The organism is Ruegeria sp. AB5 (genome assembly GCF_056542645.1).
In genome coordinates this window covers 676,309-694,429 of the sequence record NZ_JBQGAE010000001.1, presented here as the reverse complement: position 1 = coordinate 694,429, position 18,121 = coordinate 676,309, and the positions used below count along the sequence as shown (strand labels likewise).

Below are 18,121 nucleotides of genomic sequence, written 5' to 3'. Positions count from 1 at the left end.
TTTGTATAGAGTCCACCTGAATTACCTCAGCGGAGATCAAAGCTATGACCGAATGGCAAAAATCGAACTGGCGCAACAAGCCCCGGGTTCAGATGCCAGACTATACCGACGCGGCCGCGCTGGCCAAAGTCGAGGCTCAGCTTTCGCAGTATCCCCCGCTGGTCTTTGCGGGCGAAGCGCGGCGTCTCAAGCAACATCTGGGTGCCGCCGGTCGCGGCGAGGCCTTCCTGTTGCAGGGTGGGGATTGTGCTGAAAGCTTTGAACAATTCAGCGCGGACGCTATTCGCGACACGTTCAAGGTTATGCTGCAAATGGCGATGGTGCTGACCTATGGGGCCAAGGTGCCAGTGGTCAAAGTTGGCCGCATGGCGGGTCAGTTCGCCAAACCCCGCAGCGCGCCAACCGAGGTCGTGAACGGCGTCGAGTTGCCCAGCTACCGGGGCGACATCATCAACGAACTGGCTTTCACGCCCGAGTCTCGGATTCCGAATCCCCAGAAGATGCTGCAGGCCTATACGCAGGCTGCCGCGACGCTGAACCTGCTGCGGGCTTTTTCGACCGGTGGTTTCGCGGATATGAGCCGCGTTCACTCGTGGACCCTGGGGTTCACGGATGAGCAGGACGTGCAGAAATACTCTGAGATTGCCGACCGTATTCAGGACACCATCGATTTCATGGAAGCTGCGGGGATCACGGCGGACACCACGCATGAGTTCTCGACCGTTGAATTCTACACCAGCCACGAAGGGCTGTTGCTGGAATACGAAGAGGCGCTGACCCGCCTTGATTCGACCTCTGGCAATTGGTTGGCAGGCTCTGGCCACATGATCTGGATCGGTGATCGCACCCGTCAGCCCGACGGTGCGCATGTCGAGTTCTGCCGCGGCGTTCAGAATCCGATCGGTCTGAAATGTGGTCCGACCACAACCGCAGAAGACCTGAAGGTTCTGATGTCCAAGCTGAACCCGGAGAACGAAGAGGGTCGCCTGACCCTGATCGCGCGTTTCGGAGCCGGCAAAGCGGGTGAGCATCTGCCGCGTCTGGTCAAGGCCGTAAAGGAAGAGGGCGCGCAGGTCACTTGGGTGTGCGATCCGATGCACGGCAACACGATCAAGTCGGCCACAGGGTACAAAACCCGTCCCTTCGACTCGGTCCTGCGGGAAGTGCGTGATTTCTTTGGCGTACATCAGGCCGAAGGCACCATCCCCGGTGGTGTGCATTTCGAGATGACCGGTCTTGACGTCACCGAGTGTACAGGCGGCGTTCGTGCTGTGACCGAAGAGGACCTCTCGGACCGCTATCACACCGCCTGCGACCCGCGCTTGAACGCATCGCAGTCGCTGGAACTGGCATTCTTGGTCGCGGAAGAGCTGACCAACCTGCGCCGCGACCGTAGCAAGCGCGAAGCCAGCTAAGACCAAAACAAGACGGAACAAGCGGCGGGCCTTTGGTCCGCCGTTTTTCGTTGGTCAGTCGTCGCGCGATACGACCAGCCGCAGGTGCCTTGCTGGACGTTTGAAGTCCGGCTGATCCTCGGCAAAGCCCTCGATTGTTTGTTGTTCGGGTGTCGTCGGGGCCCGAACCGCACTCACAGGCTTGAGGCGGGTATCCGCAATTGAAAACCGGCGCGGCGTCGGGCCAATGGTGCCGTCGCTGACCATCACGCCCATAACCCGGCTGACATCCCCCAGATCGCTTTTCAAGGGCAACAGGATCATGCGCGCTTGCAGACGGGGACGCCCCAAAGCGCCGTTCGAGACCAACCCAAGCTCGACAATGGCGGGTTTGGCGAAAACCTGTTCCAACACATCCTTGACCTGAGCCCGAGCGTCCGAGCTGAAGAATGCGGTCAGGGGCATGCCCCGCACCTCCATTCCCGCCAGCTTGTTCAAATGACTGCCTGCAAGGCGAAACCGGGCCAGCCCTGGGGCAATTCGTTCAAGAATGAAGGTGTACTCCAGAACATTCTCAAGCCCACGCGGATCGATCTGTGACCGCATGGGGACACCATCACCGCTTAGCAAGGCGGTCCAGTAGGCTTCGGCCTGACGGATCGGTGAGAGGCTGCGCCCGCTGTCAAAGCGATCCATTGCGACGATCTTTCCAAATTTTGACCCGGAACCAGTCCCGAAAAACGATTTCATTACCATCACCCCAGTGCCAACTCACCGTCATTTTCATAAAATACAACACATCGGAGCCAATTTTGGCCCGCAAGCCTTGTCCTGACAAGATTGACACGGGTTAAGACAATTTTGGAGCAATTCTTTAACGAATGGTTAACTTCTACCGAACAAGTGCAGTCTCAGCAAAGTCTTGCCCTACAACGGTCAATGGCATTAGGTGCGGCAGGCAAGCAAAGACGGCAGCGACAGAAAGGGCAGTGATGATCAAATCCATGACCGGGTTCGCCTCGGACAAAGGAGAATTCGGCCCTCATAGCTGGACGTGGGAATTGCGCAGCGTCAATGGCAAGGGGCTGGACATACGTATCCGGGTTCCGGACTGGCTGACCGGGCTGGAGGCCGCATTGCGCGCCACGTTGTCCAAATCCCTAAGCCGGGGCAATGTGACCCTGTCCATGCGTCTGAGCCGGGATGAAAGCGCCGCCGATCTGACTGTGAACGAAGCGGCAATGGCCGCTGCGCTGGACGCGGTTGCACAGGCTGAAAAACTGGCGGCAGCGCGCGGTCTGACACTTGCCCCGTCCCGCGCCTCGGATTTATTGACCCTGAAAGGGATGCTGGAGGCCAGCTCTGAAGCCGATGATCCGGCCCCTCTGGTCGCGCATCTGACCGGGCAATTTGCGCCCCTCTTGTCGGCTTTCATCGACATGCGGCGGACCGAGGGTGAGGCTCTGGCCGGTGTTCTGACGGCGCAACTGGATCAGGTTGCTACGCTGACCTCACAAGCCGCCGAACTTGCGGAACAGCGCAAGGACAAGATGGCCGAAACGCTGCGCGAAAACCTTGCCCGTGTGTTGGAAAACGCTCAGGGGGTCGAGCCGGACCGGGTGGCGCAGGAACTCGCGTTGATTGCGGTCAAGGCCGACATTACAGAAGAAACAGACCGGCTGACCGCACATGTCGCCGCCGCACGAGATCTATTGACGCAGGACGGGGCCGTTGGCCGCAAGCTGGATTTCCTGATGCAGGAATTCAATCGCGAGGCCAACACATTGTGTTCCAAGGCCCAAAGCGCTGATCTGACCTCGGTGGGGCTGGAGCTGAAGGCCGTGATCGACCAGATGCGTGAACAGGTGCAAAACGTAGAATGACGATGGGAAACACAGACATGGCGGATCGCCGAGGCCTTCTTATTATTCTGTCTTCGCCCTCTGGGGCAGGCAAATCCACGCTCGCGCGCCGTCTGATGGCCTGGGATGAAGGGCTGGAGTTTTCGATCTCGGCCACGACACGCGCGCCTCGACCCGGTGAGGAACACGGTCGCGAGTACTATTTCTTGTCAGAAGATGAGTTCAAACAGCAGGTAACCGACGGGCAGATGCTGGAACATGCGCATGTCTTTGGTAACTTCTATGGTTCTCCCATCGCACCCGTGCGCGACTCGATCAATGCAGGTCGCGACGTGCTGTTCGATGTAGATTGGCAGGGTGATCTGCAAATTCGCAACTCGGACCTCGGTAAACACGCGTTGTCGATCTTCATTCTGCCGCCGTCGATTCCGGAATTGCGCCGACGTCTGGAGACGCGCGGTCAGGACAGCGAGGATGTGATCGCGAAACGGATGCAAAAGAGTTGGGATGAGATCAGCCACTGGGGCTACTACGATTACGTTTTGGTCAATGACGATCTGGATACGACCGAGGAAAAGCTGAAGACCATTGTCAGTGCCGAGCGCATGCGGCGTATTCAGCAACCGAAGCTGCAAGACCATGTACGCAAACTGCAAAATGAATTCGAGGCCCTGTGATGCCAATCTACGCTTTGGGAAACAACGCCCCCGAAATACACAACGACACATGGGTTGCCCCGGATGCCAACCTGATCGGCAAAGTGGTGCTGGAGCAGGGGGCCTCGGTCTGGTTCGGGTGTACAATCCGCGCGGATCACGAAGAGATTCGGGTGGGTGCAGGCAGCAATGTGCAGGAAAACTGCGTCATGCATATTGATGCCGGATACCCATTGACCATTGGTCGGAATTGCACGGTCGGCCACAAGGTCATGCTGCATGGCTGCACGATTGACGAGAACACCCTGATCGGAATGGGCGCAATTGTGTTGAACGGCGCAAAAATCGGCAAGAACTGCCTGATCGGGGCAGGGGCATTGATTACTGAAAACAAGGAAATCCCCGACAATTCCCTGGTGATGGGATCGCCGGGAAAGGTCGTGCGCGAATTGGATGAGGCCGCGGCGCAGCGCATCACGCTCAGCGCGTTGCACTATCAGTCCAATATGCGCAAGTTCAGGGATACCCTGACACCGGTCGTGTAAGCGCGCAGGAAACCTGAGCCATGGCGGACGATTTGCTGGAAGAATTTGTCTCGGCCATCCCGATGCCCGCGTTGATGGTGGATCAGACCGAACGGATTATTGCGGCCAATTCGGATGCAAAATCCTTGTTGAGCCACAACATCATAGGCCGGCATTTCGCCACGATCCTGCGGCAGCCGCAAGTTATCGAGGCCATGGAACAGTGCTTGCGCAGCAAGGGCCACGCCACCACACGGCATCTGGGCAACGATGGCGCACAGGATACGGCCTTCGAAGTTCAATGCCGCTATGTAAACGGGATCGGCGCCGTTTCGGGCGGGGCAGTCCTGGCGATCTTTCAGGATGTCACCCATCTGGAACAAGCCAGCCAGATGCGTCGCGATTTCGTTGCCAATGTCAGCCACGAGCTCCGCACGCCTTTGACCGCACTTATGGGCTTTATCGAAACCCTGCGCGGTCCTGCGCGTGAGGATGCTGCGGCCCGCGACCGATTCCTGCAGATCATGACAGATGAAGCAAACCGGATGAATCGTCTGGTCGGGGATCTGTTGTCCCTCAATCGCGTTGAAAGCGAAGAAAGGGTGCGCCCGAAAGAGCAGTTGGAACTGACCGGCTTGCTGCAATCCACCCTGAACTCGTTGCGTCCGCTGGCCGATGATGCGGATGTTGTACTGTCGCTTGATGCTCCACAGGGGCCGGTGTCGTTGACCGGCGACAGCGATCAGTTGCGGCAAGTCTTCACGAACCTGATCGAAAACGCCATCAAGTATGGTGGCAGTGGAGGCAGTGTTCAACTGCGGGTGACGACCTCGGATCGTGACACCGCAATGCGAGGTCCGGCCGTGCGGGTTCAGATCAGTGACAGGGGTCCGGGAATCGATTCGATTCACTTGCCGCGCCTGACAGAGCGTTTTTATCGGGCCGACAGCCACCGGTCGCGGCAATTGGGTGGAACCGGATTGGGGCTGGCCATCGTCAAGCATATCGTCAATCGACACAGGGGGCGTCTGCGTGTCGAAAGTGAACTGGGCAAGGGAACGGTTTTCACCGTCATTCTGCCTCAATAGCGCGGCGCAACCCGATTTTTGGCATCTTCCGGCACCCGGTATGTAAACGACGCATGGCAGCGTTGTGCCGCGGCCGTCAGATTTCTTGGCCACTGTCATAAACCTGTTACACACATGTCACAAAAGGCTTACGCACGGTCCTTAGAGGTGCCGGTAAGATCATCATGGGGGTGATCAAGTTCTACTTTTCAGGGAGACTGAAATGTCCTTTGTAAAACTGTCGGCATCTGCGCTGGCAATCGCCGCCGTCTCGGCAACAACTGCTGCAGCACGTGACAACGTTCAGGTTGCCGGTTCGTCGACCGTTCTGCCTTATGCCTCGATCGTTGCCGAACTGTTTGGTGAAAACACTGATTTTCCGACCCCGGTTGTCGAATCCGGTGGTTCCTCGGCAGGTCTGAAGCGTTTCTGTGAGGGTGTTGGCGAAAACACCATCGACGTTGCAAACGCATCGCGCGCCATCCGCGAAAAAGAGATCAAGGCCTGCGCCGAAAACGGCGTCACCGACATTATGGAAGTCCGCATTGGCTATGACGGCATCGTCTTTGCAAGCCAGCAAAGCGGCCCGGCCTTCACCGCCTTCCAGCCCGAGGACATCTACAACGCCATCGGTTCGAAAGTCATGAAAGACGGCGCTCTGGTCGACAACAGCTTCAACAGCTGGGCCGAATTCAACGGCGATCTGCCGGATGTTGAAATCGCAATGTTCATTCCGGGCACCAAGCACGGCACCCGCGAAGTGTTCGAAGACAAGGTTCTGCTGGCGGGTTGTGAAGCAACCGGTGCAATGGAAGCCATGATGTCAGGCGGCATGAGCGAAGATGACGCCGAAGACGCATGCCTGGACGTGCGTACAGACGGCAAATCGGTCGATATCGATGGTGACTATACCGAAACTCTGGCCCGCATCGACACCAACCCGAACGGCATCGGCGTTTTCGGTCTGGCATTCTATGAGAACAACACTGACAAGCTGAAAGTGGCTACCATGGGTGGTATCTCGCCCTCGACCGAGACCATCGCCTCGGGCGAATACCCCGTCTCGCGTCCGCTGTTCTTCTACGTCAAGAAAGCCCATATCGGCGTGATCCCCGGACTGAAAGAATACGCTCAGTTCTTCGTCGCTGACGAGATCGCAGGCCCAACGAGCCCCCTTGCCAACTATGGCCTCGTTGCTGACCCTGAGCTGGCAAAAACTCAGGACGCCATCGCCAACGAAGTGACCATGGGCTCGGGTAGCTAAGCCCCCTTCGGTATGACTTGCAGGGGGCGGCATTCAGTGTCGCCCCCGCGCATCTTTATTATTCCCGATCAAGACCTGTGGGGGCGTTATGCCGATAGTTTGGCTCTTCCTGATCGTTTTGGCGATTGCGGCACTCGGTTATGTGTTTGGGCGATCGCGCGCATTGCAAAGCGCGGGGGGCGACAGCAGAGACCTGCATTCTCTTCCATCCTTTTATGGCGCGAATGTTGCACTGAAAGTTGTCGTTCCGGCCTTTGGTTTGATGATCCTGTGGCTGCTGGCTCAGCCGCTCTATGTGAATTCCCAGATCTCGGGGATGATCCCAGATACCGCTATCCAAGAGGGGTCTTCGCGCGGCCTTGTGATGGCCGAGGTGCGCCGGACCGCAGCGGGTCTGGACAACGCCGTGGCGGACGGACAGATCTCCGAGGATGTCGCGCGCAACGCACGTGCCGATTTCACCGACATGACCCAGCGACTGAAAGATGCAGGTCAGGTTGTGACCTCGAGCATCACGCAGCCTGTTCTGCGCGCAGCGCAAAGCTATCGCGTGATGAATTCTTATGGCTATTTCGCCATGACAATCGCAATCATCGCCGTGGCTTTGGCCGGGGCGGCGTTTAGCCTTCTTCAGACAAACGCGCACTATCGGGCAAGGAATGTTGTTGAACAGGGGATTCGCATTCTGCTGCTGGCCGCAGCGTCAATTGCGATCCTGACCACCATTGGCATCGTACTTTCCCTGGTCTTCAATACCTGGGAGTTCTTCAAGCTTTATCCTGCGACCGATTTCTTTTTTGGCCTGACCTGGGCCCCCAGTTTCTCGGGCCGGGGCGGCGCGTCTGATCTGGGTATCATCCCGCTGCTTTGGGGCACGATGTACATTTCGGTTGTCGCTTTGCTGGTGGCCGTCCCGATTGGGCTGTTTGCCGCGATTTACCTCAGCGAATATGCCTCGCCAGCGGTTCGCGCCTTCGCCAAGCCGCTGCTTGAGGTGCTGGCCGGGATCCCGACCATCGTCTACGGGCTTTTTGCCCTGCTGACCGTTGGCCCATTGCTGTTGGATATTTTCGGGGACGGCGGTCTGGGCTGGATGAAGGCAGGCACGGCTGTGATGACAGCGGGTCTGGTCATGGGTATCATGCTGATCCCGTTTGTCTCATCTCTGTCCGACGACATCATCAATGCCGTACCACAGGCCATGCGCGACGGGTCCTATGGCCTGGGTGCGACCCAGTCCGAGACCATCCGCCAAGTCGTTCTGCCGGCTGCCTTGCCGGGGATCGTCGGTGCGATCCTGTTGGCCGCCTCGCGTGCCATTGGTGAGACCATGATCGTGGTTCTGGGGGCCGGCGCAGCGGCGCGCCTCAGTCTCAACCCTTTTGAAGCCATGACAACCGTAACTGCAAAAATCGTAAGCCAGTTGACCGGTGACGCCGATTTTGCATCGCCAGAGGCGCTGGTGGCCTTTGCGCTCGGCATGACGCTTTTCATCGTCACGCTGGGACTGAACGTCTTTGCCCTTTACATCGTGCGCAAGTACCGGGAGCAGTACGAATGACCGACGCAAGCATGCAAACCCCTGAAAAGCGTCGCAGCGGCGTTTCACTGACCGCGTCGGACGCGCGGACACGAAAACGCGCCAATGCCGAGAAACGCTTTCGGGCTTATGGTATCGTGGCAATTGCAACCGGGCTGTTCTTTCTTGTAGTCCTGTTCGCGTCGATCCTGTCCGAAGGTATCCCGGCGTTTACCCGGACCGTTGTCAGCGTCGAGTTCACGCTGACCGAGCCTGAGCAGGAAGAAGCCGAAAGCACCTTGTTCAAAACCAAGGCGTATTCGGATTTGTTCATCGCTTCGCTTAAGAAAGAGCTGGTCGAAAGCGGGCTGGAGGTCGATTTTGACGAAGCCGCCATTGAACGGTTGCTTGGCAAAGTCGGCGGAACAATCCGGACATTCTATAGCCAAAACCCGAACATGCTGGGACAGCCGGTTGAGTTCGATCTGGCGGCTTCCAGTCGCGTTGACGGTTATTACAAAGGCCGTGTGTCGCGCGACAGCATTCAGGACAGCCGCTTTTTGCAGAAAAGCGATCTGGACCTCGTGGATGCGCTGAAAGAGGCAGGTATCATCAAACAGGTCTTCAACTGGCCGTTCATTACCGGGGCGGATTCAGGTGTGGACAACCCCGGAGGTGCAGGCATCGGCGCATCGGTTGTCGGATCGTTCTTCATGATGCTGGTGGTTTTGGCCCTGTCTCTGCCGATTGGGGTGGCTGCGTCGATTTATCTGGAAGAATTCGCTCCGCAGAACAGGTTTACAGACCTCATTGAGGTGAACATTTCCAACCTCGCGGCGGTTCCGTCGATCGTATTTGGTATCCTTGGTTTGGCTGTCTTCATCCAGTTCATGCATCTGCCGCAATCGGCTCCGCTGGTTGGGGGTTTGGTGCTGACGCTGATGACCCTGCCAACGATCATCATTTCGACCCGTGCCTCGCTGAAGGCGGTTCCGCCATCGATCCGCGATGCAGCGCTGGGGGTAGGGGCCTCGAAGATGCAGGCGGTGTTCCACCATGTTCTGCCGTTGGCCGCGCCCGGTATTCTGACCGGTACCATCATCGGACTGGCACAGGCGCTTGGGGAAACTGCACCGCTGCTGCTGATCGGGATGGTCGGCTTTGTTGCCCGTGGCTATCCGGACGGTTTCCTCGCAGGGTTCACCGAACCGAACTCGGCCATGCCCGCCCAGATCTACACCTGGGCTTCCAGGGCAGATGTCGGGTTCTATGAAAAAGCCTGGGGTGGGATCATCATTCTTCTGATCTTCCTGCTGACCATGAACATCATCGCAATCATCCTGCGCCGCCGCTTTGAACGCCGCTGGTAGGAAGGGTCAGACCAATGAACGACATGTCACGAGTGGAGAGACAAGTGGACACCAATGAAATCAAGCTGGAGTGCCGGGACTGCCAAGTCTACTACGGTGACACCCACGCGATCAAAGATGTGAATGTCGATATCGAAGACAAAACCGTCACCGCGTTTATCGGCCCGTCGGGCTGCGGCAAGTCCACATTCCTGCGGTGCCTGAACCGGATGAATGACACGATCGATGTCGCTCGGGTTCAGGGCAGCTTCAAACTGGACGGTGAAGACATTTATGACAAGCGGGTCGATCCGGTCCAACTGCGCGCCAAGGTCGGCATGGTGTTCCAGAAACCAAACCCGTTCCCCAAGTCGATCTTTGACAACGTGGCCTATGGCCCACGCATTCACGGACTGGCCAAGAACAAGGCTGACCTGGATGACATCGTCGAGCGATCCCTACGCCGCGGCGCGATCTGGGACGAGGTCAAGGACCGTTTGGATGCCCCCGGCACCGGCCTGTCGGGCGGTCAGCAGCAACGTCTGTGCATTGCCCGCGCCGTCGCGACCGAGCCCGAGGTTCTACTGATGGACGAGCCATGCTCGGCGCTGGACCCGATTGCGACCGCTCAGGTCGAAGAGCTGATAGACGAACTGCGCGCGCAGTATTCGGTGGTGATCGTGACCCACTCGATGCAACAGGCGGCGCGCGTCAGCCAAAAGACAGCCTTCTTCCATTTGGGTAATTTGGTCGAGTTCGGTGAGACAGGCCAGATCTTTACCAACCCGGTGGACCCGCGCACCGAAAGCTACATCACCGGCCGCATCGGCTGAGCACAGGTATTTCGACATGAACGATTCAGAACAACACATTGCGTCCGTTTTCGACCGCGATCTCGAAGCGATCCAGGCCCATATCATGAAAATGGGCGGCCTGGTCGAAGCCGCGATCATGGGGGCGGCACGCTCGCTGGAAACCCGAGATGAGGAGCTTGCGCAGAAGGTACGTCAAGGCGACAAAGCCATCGACGCGCTGGAAGACGTCATCAATGAAGAGACCGCCCGCCTGATTGCGCTACGCGCACCAACGGCAAGCGATCTGCGTTTGGTGCTGTCGGTTCTCAAGGTCTCGGCCAACCTTGAGCGGATCGGGGATTATTCGAAGAACATTGCCAAACGGACCAGCGTGTTGGTGAACGCGGGTGAAATCAACGGCAGCGCCGCCGCCCTGCGTCGCATGGCGCGCGAGGTCGAGGTTATGCTGCGCGACGCGCTTGACGCCTATATCCAGCGTGACGCGGAACTGGCTGCAGATGTCATCGAACGCGATGAAGAAGTCGATCAGATGTATAACGGTCTGTTCCGCGAGTTTCTGACCTTCATGGCCGAGGACCCGCGCAACATATCTTCCTGTATGCACCTGCATTTCATCGCTAAGAATATCGAGCGTATGGGCGACCACGTGACAGCTATTGCCGAACAGGTGGTATACTTGGTTACCGGCGAGCGCCCGACCGAGGCCCGCCCCAAGGCCGACAACACGTCGCAAACCGTCTAGGAGACGCAGACCATGTCCGCAGATCAGCCTACAGTTCTGGTGGTCGAGGATGAACTCGCCCAGCGTGAAGTGCTGGCCTACAACCTTGAGGCCGAGGGCTTTCGGGTGTCCAAAGCCGCCAGCGGCGATGAAGCGATGCTGCTGGTGGACGAAGACAGCCCCGACATCATCGTTCTGGACTGGATGATGCCCAACCTCAGCGGGATCGAGGTGTGTCGGCGCCTTAAAACCCGCCCCGATACCCGGTCGATCCCGATCATCATGCTGTCTGCCCGTTCCGAAGAGGTGGACAAGGTTCGGGGCTTGGAAACAGGGGCCGATGACTATGTGGTCAAGCCATACTCGGTCGTTGAACTGATGGCACGGGTTCGCACCCAATTGCGCCGTGTGCGCCCGGCCACCGTGGGTATCCGTCTCGAGTTTGACGACATCGTGCTTGATTCAGAAACGCACAAAGTCAGCCGCGACAGCCAACCGCTGAAACTGGGGCCAACCGAATTCAGGCTGCTCAGCACGTTCATGGAAAAACCGGGCCGCGTTTGGAGCCGTGAGCAATTGCTCGATCGGGTCTGGGGCCGCGATATCTATGTCGATACGCGCACCGTTGACGTTCATATCGGCCGGTTGCGCAAAGCCCTGACACAACATGGCGGCAACGACCCCGTGCGCACGGTTCGAGGCGCAGGCTACGCCCTGGGATAATCGGGGCAGGGGCATCACGCCCCGATCCCGATTATTTGCCTGTCTCAGGTGTGAAACTCTTGCTGTTTTTTGCTGCAAACCCACGTTAGGGTTCAGCGACTCAAGACAGACCGGAGACCCCCATGAACGCCCCTGATCCCAAACCGACCTTGCGTGCCAAAGATGCTCCGGATCTGGGTAAATTCACCTGGGATGATCCGTTTCGCCTGTCTGAACAGCTGACCGAAGACGAGCGTATGATCGCAGACAGTTCCCGCGCATACGCACAGGAAAAGCTGCAACCACGCGTCACGGAAGCGTTTCAGAAAGAAGAGACCGACCCTGAGATTTTCCGGGAAATGGGCGAAATGGGTCTTTTAGGCACCACGATCCCAGAAGAATACGGGGGGCTGGGTGGCGGCTATGTGTCCTATGGACTGGTCGCACGTGAGGTTGAGCGGGTGGATTCCGGGTACCGCTCGATGATGTCCGTCCAAAGCTCGCTGGTGATGTACCCGATCTACGCCTATGGCTCTGAGGAGCAACGGCGGAAATACCTGCCCAAACTGGCCTCGGGCGAATGGATCGGCTGTTTTGGACTGACCGAGGCCGATGCCGGCTCGGACCCGGCAGGCATGAAAACCCGCGCCGAGAAGATCGATGGCGGATATCGCCTGACCGGCACCAAGATGTGGATCTCTAACGCACCGATTGCAGATGTGTTTGTGGTCTGGGCCAAATCGGATGCCCATGACGGCAAGATCCGAGGTTTTGTTTTGGACAAGGGCTTGCCGGGTCTGAGCGCGCCGAAGATTGAAAACAAACTCAGCCTCAGGGCGTCGATCACCGGGGAAATCGTCCTGGATGGCGTGGAAGTGGGCGAGGGCGCCTTGCTCCCGCATGTGCAAGGTTTGAAGGGGCCGTTCGGCTGCTTGAACCGGGCGCGCTATGGCATCAGCTGGGGCGTGATGGGCGCGGCCGAACATTGCTGGCACGCAGCCTTGCAATACGGTCTGGACCGCAAACAGTTCAACAAACCACTTGCACAGACCCAGTTGTTCCAACGCAAACTGGCGGATATGCAAACCGAGATCGCCTTGGGCCTGCAGGCCAGCCTGCGCGTTGGGCGTCTCATGGATCAAGCCGACGCCGCGCCCGAGATGGTTTCCATCGTAAAGCGCAACAACTGCGGCAAAGCACTGGAGATATCCAGAATGGCCCGCGATATGCATGGCGGCAATGGTATCTCGTTGGAATTCCAAGTGATACGTCACATGGTCAATCTGGAAACGGTCAATACTTACGAAGGCACACACGACGTTCATGCGTTGATATTGGGGCGGGCACAGACGGGGCTGCAGGCTTTCTTCTAAGGGATATTGGCGAAACAACCTGGGTGTCACGGCGTTCTACCAGACTAATTCGTAAATCGTGTAATTGGTATTATGGTAAAATAATGAACTGGGTTTCGCGGCACCCCTGATCAGTTGCACAGTAGCATACACTTGGGATCTTCACATGGAGCTTAGAGGCAAAACCGTTGTCATTACCGGCGCAGCTGGCGGGATTGGGAAAGGACTTGCCGTCCGGTTTGCTCAGGACGGTGCCACTGTGGTCTGTTCGGACGTCGATCTGCAAGCCGCTCAGGTCGTCGCCGAGGCGATTGGTGGGCATGCTTTTGCCTGCGATGTGTCCAGCGACGCTCAGATCAAAGCGCTCATTGATCATGTCGAGAATGAAATCGCTCCGATTGATCTGTTCTGCGCAAATGCGGGTATTTTGACTCTGGGTGGCTTGGATGTGCCTGACGAAGACTGGAACCGCATCTGGAACATCAATGTGATGTCACATGTCTGGACGGCGCGTCACCTTGTACCGCGCATGCTGGACCGTGGTCAGGGTTACATAATGATTACGGCCTCGGCGGCTGGTCTTTTGAATCAACCAGGCGCTGCGCCTTATGGCGTTACTAAACATGCGACCGTTGGATTTGCCGAGTGGTTGTCCCTGACTTATGGCCACAAGGGTCTGCGGGTCTCTGTCTTGTGTCCTCAGGCTGTACGCTCACAAATGACACGTGGGCACGAAACCTCGGTCGCGGCCATTGATGGTATGCTGGAACCCGAAGACGTTGCCGAAACATGTGTAGAAGCCATTCGCGCAGAGCAGTTTCTCATTCTGCCCCACCCTCAGGTTTTGGACTATATACGCCTAAAAGCGACCGACTACGACCGCTGGCTGGAAGGAATGGGCAAGTTAAATCAAAGATTTGTAGAAGATTCTTAAACATCTACCTTGCTTTACGCATCAACCCTTCCTGCGCGACCGAAGCGACCAGCACCCCATCTTCCGAATATATTGACCCTCGGTTGAACGAACGTCCCTGCCCCGACCACGGTGACGCCATCGAATACAGATGCCAATTCTCGAACCGCACTGGCGCATGAAACCAAAGCGCGTGGTCGAGGCTGGCTCCGTTGACTTCGCCCGTGAACCAACTGAGGCCATGTGGTCGCATCCCGGAACTCATAAGGCTCATGTCTGATGCATAGGCTAAAATCAGATGCTGCGTCCTTGGGTCTGTCGACGCTGCGGCCGGCATCCGAAACCAGATCTGATTGTGATCGTCGGAAATCTTGGGTTGAAATGGATTGAGGTGATCCACTTCATGAACCTCAATCGGCCGTTCACGCAGCAGTTCTTTGCGCATTTTTTCAGGGACTTGGTCCACATACCTGTGGCGCAGCTCGCTCCGCGAAGGATGATCTTCTGGTGCGCCTACGTCCGGCATCGGATGCTGATGAGCCCAGCCTTCATCCTCGATTTGGAATGAGGCGGACATGTTCAGTATTTGTTTTCCATTTTGGATTGCCACAACGCGGCGGGTTGTAAACGACCCTCCGTCTCGTGCTCGATCTACTTGATAGATAACAGGAATACTCGGATTACCGGGGCGTATGAAATAGGCGTGCAACGAATGGCACAGCCGGTCGTCAACGGTCTTGTAGGCTGCCGCCAGTGCCTGAGCAATCACTTGCCCGCCAAAGATGCGCGTAGGTGTTTCGCCACCCGAACCCGTACCCCTGAACAGGTCAACTTCCAGTCGTTCGATGTTCAACAGATCCAGTAGAATACGCTCGGCTTCGGTCATAAGACGCTCATGTTTGTTGTTTGGTGATCGTGAGGTATCAGCCCGGTTTCGATCAATCAATGACTGCACTCAGAACAAGGGCCTTGAGTTCAGCCCGAGACGGGTATGAGCTGGATGGAGACAACTGGGTGAAGAACACAGCCGTCAGATCAAGGGTCCGGTCGATCCAGAAAAAGGTCGACGCCATGCCGCCCCAACTGAAATCACCAACCGATCCCGGAACACCGCTGAGTCCTGGGTTCACGACAACCGATCCGCCCAGACCGAACCCCAAACCCTCCATGGGTTGTTCCGCAAAGCTGCGCGGTCCCATTGATGCAATGTCCCCCGGTAAGTGATTGATCATCATGAAATCCACAGTCTTTGGACCCAACAACCGATGATCCTTTGTCAATCCCCGGTTTGCCAACATCTCGGCGAACCGGGCATAGTCGTCGATTGTTCCCACCAGGCCGCCGCCGCCAGAAAAGGTCGACGCGGCTTCAAACGGAGACTCGCCGGCCTGATCCACCAGCTTTAGCGTGTCATCGCCATGTTCTGCGGAATTGAGCGCCATCGCATCGCCCGACAAAGGCGTATAGAGCGACGCAAATCGATCCCCTGCCCCCTTTGGCACCGAAAACCCAGTGTCCTGCATATTGAGCGGCTCAAATATCTCCTGTTCGAAGAACTGATCCAAGGGCTTTCCCGACACAAGTTCGACCACGCGCCCCAGTACGTCTGTACTGACCGAATACTCCCAACGGCTGCCCGGCTGAAAGGCCAAGGGAAGGGCAGAAAGATCACTTACCCTATCTGACAGAAGCCCTTGATTAGGCTTGAATATCAGGTCCTGTTCATCCATCGCGGCAGGTAGAAGTCCTGGGTTGAACGGATAGCTGAACCCGCTTGTATGAGTAAGAAGTTGGTGCAGCGTTGGCGACGCAGCAGGTTCGGTTTGATCCAACCGCTCGGCAGTTGGAATCAGGGCTTGCGGGGTGCTGAACTCGGGCAGAAATTCACTCAGCGGAGCACGCAGATGAAGCAGGCCCTGTTCTGCCAGCATCATCACGGCGACGGATGTGACAGGTTTTGTCATCGAATAGATGCGCGCCAAAGTATGCCGGTCGAATGGCAACCCGGCTTCGACACTGCGCAGACCGCAGGCGTGAAAAAAAACCTCTTGCCCCTGATGTTTCAGCAGGAAGGCGCTACCGGGGTACTTTCGTTGATCGACATAGCGTTGCATCCACGGGCGAATGCGGTCCAACCGGTTGTGATCGAAGTTCACCGTCATTGCCCTGATCCCCTTTGTTTTTCTACATCAATCTAAACATTTACGAACTGGACCGATAGCCGCTTCCATGCGGTTCCTGACCACTATTCGACCGCCACGCACAGAGCCTGCTACAATGACAATGCTACAGATTCGATGTTTGCCCGTTACTTCACATCCCCTGATATCAAAGCCGGAGGAGACCCATGGCGCAACGCATAGATTTTGTTTACGATTTTTGCAGCCCCAATGCCTTTCTGGCTCACAAGGTCCTTCCGGATGTGTTGGCCCGTCACAAGGTCAGGGCAACGTATGTGCCGGTTTTGCTGGCGACAGTCTTCAAGGCAACCAACAACCAAGCCCCGTTTCAGGCATTCTCTGAAAACCGTCAAAAGACGGCCTATTTGACGCATGACCTTCATCGTTTCGCACGGCGAAGGGGCCTGAGTTTTCATATGAGCCCGCACTACCCGCTCGACACCAGACTGGCGATGCGCGGCGCGGTGTTTGCAAAAGGAAAATCTTGGGAAAGAAAGTATATAGACGCCATTTTTGATGCAATTTGGGTTCATGGCCAGAAGGTCGACGATTTAAATGTTCTTGGCGATATCATGCAGGAGAACGAACTTCCCGTCCGTAAACTCCAGGATGCGATGACCAGCGGAGAGGTGAAACAGACCTTAAAAGACCAAACCAAAGCTGCGATCAAACGGGGCGTGTTTGGTGTCCCTACCGTTTTCCGGGGGACCGAGATGTTCTTTGGCAAAAACAGCCTGCCGAATCTGGAACTGGAGCTTTCGCATCAAAGCTAGGCGGTCAACTCCAACGCTGCCAAACCATGTTTAGCGAAAAGCGGTACATAACCACCCAGAACCTTCGCCCGCGTCGGATCCGAGGCATTGCCGTCTAGCGCGCGTTTGTAGACCCCCTGCAAGATGGCGGCCATACGAAAGAAGTTGAAAGCCAGGTAGAAGCCGAAATTTTCGATGCCGGGCAAACCGCGCCGTGCGCAATACTGTCGGACAAATTCCTGATCGCTTGGCAATCCAAGGCTGGATCGGTCTATTCCGGCCAATCCGCGCCCCTCGGGGCCCGGAGGAAGCTGCCATTGCATGATCACCGCCGCAAGATCCGCATAGGGATGCCCAATCGTGGACAATTCCCAATCCAGCACACCGATACACCTGGTGCCCTGCGGTTCAAACATAAGATTGTCGATCCGGTAGTCCCCATGCACCAATGTGCGCTGACCATCATCTTTCGGAATGGACACCTCAAGCCGCGCAATCAGCGCATCCATGTCGCTGAAGCCCGTCGTTTCCGAGGCGCGGTACTGCTTGGTCCAGCGCGAGATCTGGCGTTCAAAGTAGTTTCCCGTGGGACCATAGTCTGACAGTCCAACGGCATCGATATCGACTGAATGCAGCGCGGCCAGCACCCTGTTCATCTCGTCCAAAACGGCTGTTTGGGTCGCGTTGCTTTCCCCCTTCAACGTGGGTTCCAGAAAGACGCGACCGTCGAGATGCTCCATCACATAGAACGCGGACCCGATGACCGTGTCATCCTCGCACAAAAGCAAGACATTGGGCACCGGTACGCTGCTGTTCGCTAGGGCCTTTTGCACGCGATACTCCCGTTCGACTGCATGGGCCGATTTAAGAAGACTTCCCAACGGCTTGCGCCGCAAAACGTAACTGCTTTCCGGTGTCATCAGTTCGAAGGTTGGGTTCGATTGTCCTATCTCGAATTTCCGGGCGCTCAGAGGCCCGCGATAGTCGCCCAGATGCGTGCTGAGATAGGCGTCAACTGCGGCAAGGTCCAAAACACTGCTGTCAGACATGA

18 protein-coding genes are annotated in these 18,121 nt (G+C 57.0%); 14 read left to right on the top strand and 4 right to left on the bottom strand.

Going from position 1 to position 18,121, the window contains the following annotated elements; all coding sequences use genetic code 11:
* Positions 1 to 44: 44 nt before the first annotated feature.
* Positions 45 to 1,415 carry a class II 3-deoxy-7-phosphoheptulonate synthase gene (locus tag ACR0L4_RS03525; protein WP_170748830.1) on the top strand — a complete coding sequence of 457 codons (1,371 nt, stop codon included), beginning with the start codon at positions 45 to 47 and terminating at the stop codon, positions 1,413 to 1,415.
* A 54-nt stretch (positions 1,416 to 1,469) separates the two neighbouring features.
* On the opposite strand, the gene ACR0L4_RS03520 is transcribed toward ACR0L4_RS03525, so the two are convergent.
* The gene (locus ACR0L4_RS03520) at positions 1,470 to 2,090 is read right to left on the bottom strand and encodes a PAS domain-containing protein (protein WP_480510615.1); all 621 of its coding nucleotides are present in this window, start codon (positions 2,088 to 2,090) and stop codon (positions 1,470 to 1,472) included.
* A 296-nt stretch (positions 2,091 to 2,386) separates the two neighbouring features.
* Here ACR0L4_RS03520 and ACR0L4_RS03515 point away from each other — a divergent pair, with 296 nt between their 5' ends.
* From ACR0L4_RS03515 to ACR0L4_RS03460, 12 genes are all read left to right on the top strand, one after another.
* On the top strand, positions 2,387 to 3,277 hold the full coding sequence (locus tag ACR0L4_RS03515) for a YicC/YloC family endoribonuclease (RefSeq protein WP_480510613.1): 891 nt from the start codon (positions 2,387 to 2,389) through the stop codon (positions 3,275 to 3,277).
* Between the two features lie 17 nt (positions 3,278 to 3,294).
* The gene (gene gmk, locus ACR0L4_RS03510; RefSeq protein ID WP_170748827.1) at positions 3,295 to 3,933 is read left to right on the top strand and encodes a guanylate kinase; all 639 of its coding nucleotides are present in this window, start codon (positions 3,295 to 3,297) and stop codon (positions 3,931 to 3,933) included.
* The gene (locus ACR0L4_RS03505; protein WP_480510611.1) at positions 3,933 to 4,457 is read left to right on the top strand and encodes a gamma carbonic anhydrase family protein; all 525 of its coding nucleotides are present in this window, start codon (positions 3,933 to 3,935) and stop codon (positions 4,455 to 4,457) included. The genes gmk and ACR0L4_RS03505 overlap by 1 nt, the downstream gene beginning before the upstream one ends.
* 20 nt (positions 4,458 to 4,477) lie before the next feature.
* Positions 4,478 to 5,524, top strand: coding sequence for an ATP-binding protein (locus ACR0L4_RS03500; protein ID WP_170748825.1), 1,047 nt, complete (start codon positions 4,478 to 4,480; stop codon positions 5,522 to 5,524).
* Between the two features lie 202 nt (positions 5,525 to 5,726).
* Positions 5,727 to 6,767 carry a substrate-binding domain-containing protein gene (locus tag ACR0L4_RS03495; protein ID WP_170748824.1) on the top strand — a complete coding sequence of 347 codons (1,041 nt, stop codon included), beginning with the start codon at positions 5,727 to 5,729 and terminating at the stop codon, positions 6,765 to 6,767.
* An 88-nt stretch (positions 6,768 to 6,855) separates the two neighbouring features.
* Positions 6,856 to 8,328: a phosphate ABC transporter permease subunit PstC gene (gene pstC / locus ACR0L4_RS03490; protein ID WP_170748823.1), complete on the top strand. Its 1,473-nt coding sequence runs from the start codon at positions 6,856 to 6,858 to the stop codon at positions 8,326 to 8,328.
* Positions 8,325 to 9,656, top strand: a complete 1,332-nt coding sequence (gene pstA / locus ACR0L4_RS03485; protein ID WP_480510608.1) for a phosphate ABC transporter permease PstA — start codon at positions 8,325 to 8,327, stop codon at positions 9,654 to 9,656. The genes pstC and pstA overlap by 4 nt, the downstream gene beginning before the upstream one ends.
* Before the next feature lie 23 nt (positions 9,657 to 9,679).
* Positions 9,680 to 10,468: a phosphate ABC transporter ATP-binding protein PstB gene (gene pstB, locus ACR0L4_RS03480; protein ID WP_480511137.1), complete on the top strand. Its 789-nt coding sequence runs from the start codon at positions 9,680 to 9,682 to the stop codon at positions 10,466 to 10,468.
* 16 nt (positions 10,469 to 10,484) lie between these two features.
* Positions 10,485 to 11,192 carry a phosphate signaling complex protein PhoU gene (gene phoU, locus ACR0L4_RS03475; protein ID WP_170748820.1) on the top strand — a complete coding sequence of 236 codons (708 nt, stop codon included), beginning with the start codon at positions 10,485 to 10,487 and terminating at the stop codon, positions 11,190 to 11,192.
* Positions 11,193 to 11,204: 12 nt separating this feature from the next.
* The gene (phoB, locus tag ACR0L4_RS03470) at positions 11,205 to 11,894 is read left to right on the top strand and encodes a phosphate regulon transcriptional regulator PhoB (RefSeq protein ID WP_170748819.1); all 690 of its coding nucleotides are present in this window, start codon (positions 11,205 to 11,207) and stop codon (positions 11,892 to 11,894) included.
* Between the two features lie 122 nt (positions 11,895 to 12,016).
* Complete coding sequence (locus tag ACR0L4_RS03465; RefSeq protein ID WP_480510605.1) at positions 12,017 to 13,246, top strand: acyl-CoA dehydrogenase; 1,230 nt, start codon at positions 12,017 to 12,019, stop codon at positions 13,244 to 13,246.
* Positions 13,247 to 13,391: 145 nt separating this feature from the next.
* Positions 13,392 to 14,159 carry an SDR family oxidoreductase gene (locus ACR0L4_RS03460; RefSeq protein WP_480510603.1) on the top strand — a complete coding sequence of 256 codons (768 nt, stop codon included), beginning with the start codon at positions 13,392 to 13,394 and terminating at the stop codon, positions 14,157 to 14,159.
* 4 nt (positions 14,160 to 14,163) lie between these two features.
* On the opposite strand, the gene ACR0L4_RS03455 is transcribed toward ACR0L4_RS03460, so the two are convergent.
* Together ACR0L4_RS03455 and ACR0L4_RS03450 are read right to left on the bottom strand one after the other, a co-directional pair.
* Positions 14,164 to 15,024, bottom strand: a complete 861-nt coding sequence (locus ACR0L4_RS03455) for an acyl-CoA thioesterase (RefSeq protein ID WP_480510601.1) — start codon at positions 15,022 to 15,024, stop codon at positions 14,164 to 14,166.
* A 52-nt stretch (positions 15,025 to 15,076) separates the two neighbouring features.
* Positions 15,077 to 16,300: a serine hydrolase domain-containing protein gene (locus ACR0L4_RS03450; RefSeq protein WP_480510599.1), complete on the bottom strand. Its 1,224-nt coding sequence runs from the start codon at positions 16,298 to 16,300 to the stop codon at positions 15,077 to 15,079.
* A gap of 185 nt (positions 16,301 to 16,485) precedes the next feature.
* Between ACR0L4_RS03450 and ACR0L4_RS03445 the strand changes: the two genes are divergently transcribed.
* Positions 16,486 to 17,091 (top strand): DsbA family protein, encoded by a 606-nt coding sequence (locus tag ACR0L4_RS03445; protein WP_480510597.1) that lies wholly within the window; start codon positions 16,486 to 16,488, stop codon positions 17,089 to 17,091.
* On the opposite strand, the gene ACR0L4_RS03440 is transcribed toward ACR0L4_RS03445, so the two are convergent.
* Entirely contained in the window at positions 17,088 to 18,119 is a 1,032-nt protein-coding gene (locus ACR0L4_RS03440; RefSeq protein ID WP_480510595.1) for a phosphotransferase, read from the bottom strand. The genes ACR0L4_RS03445 and ACR0L4_RS03440 overlap by 4 nt on opposite strands.
* Positions 18,120 to 18,121 lie beyond the last annotated feature (2 nt).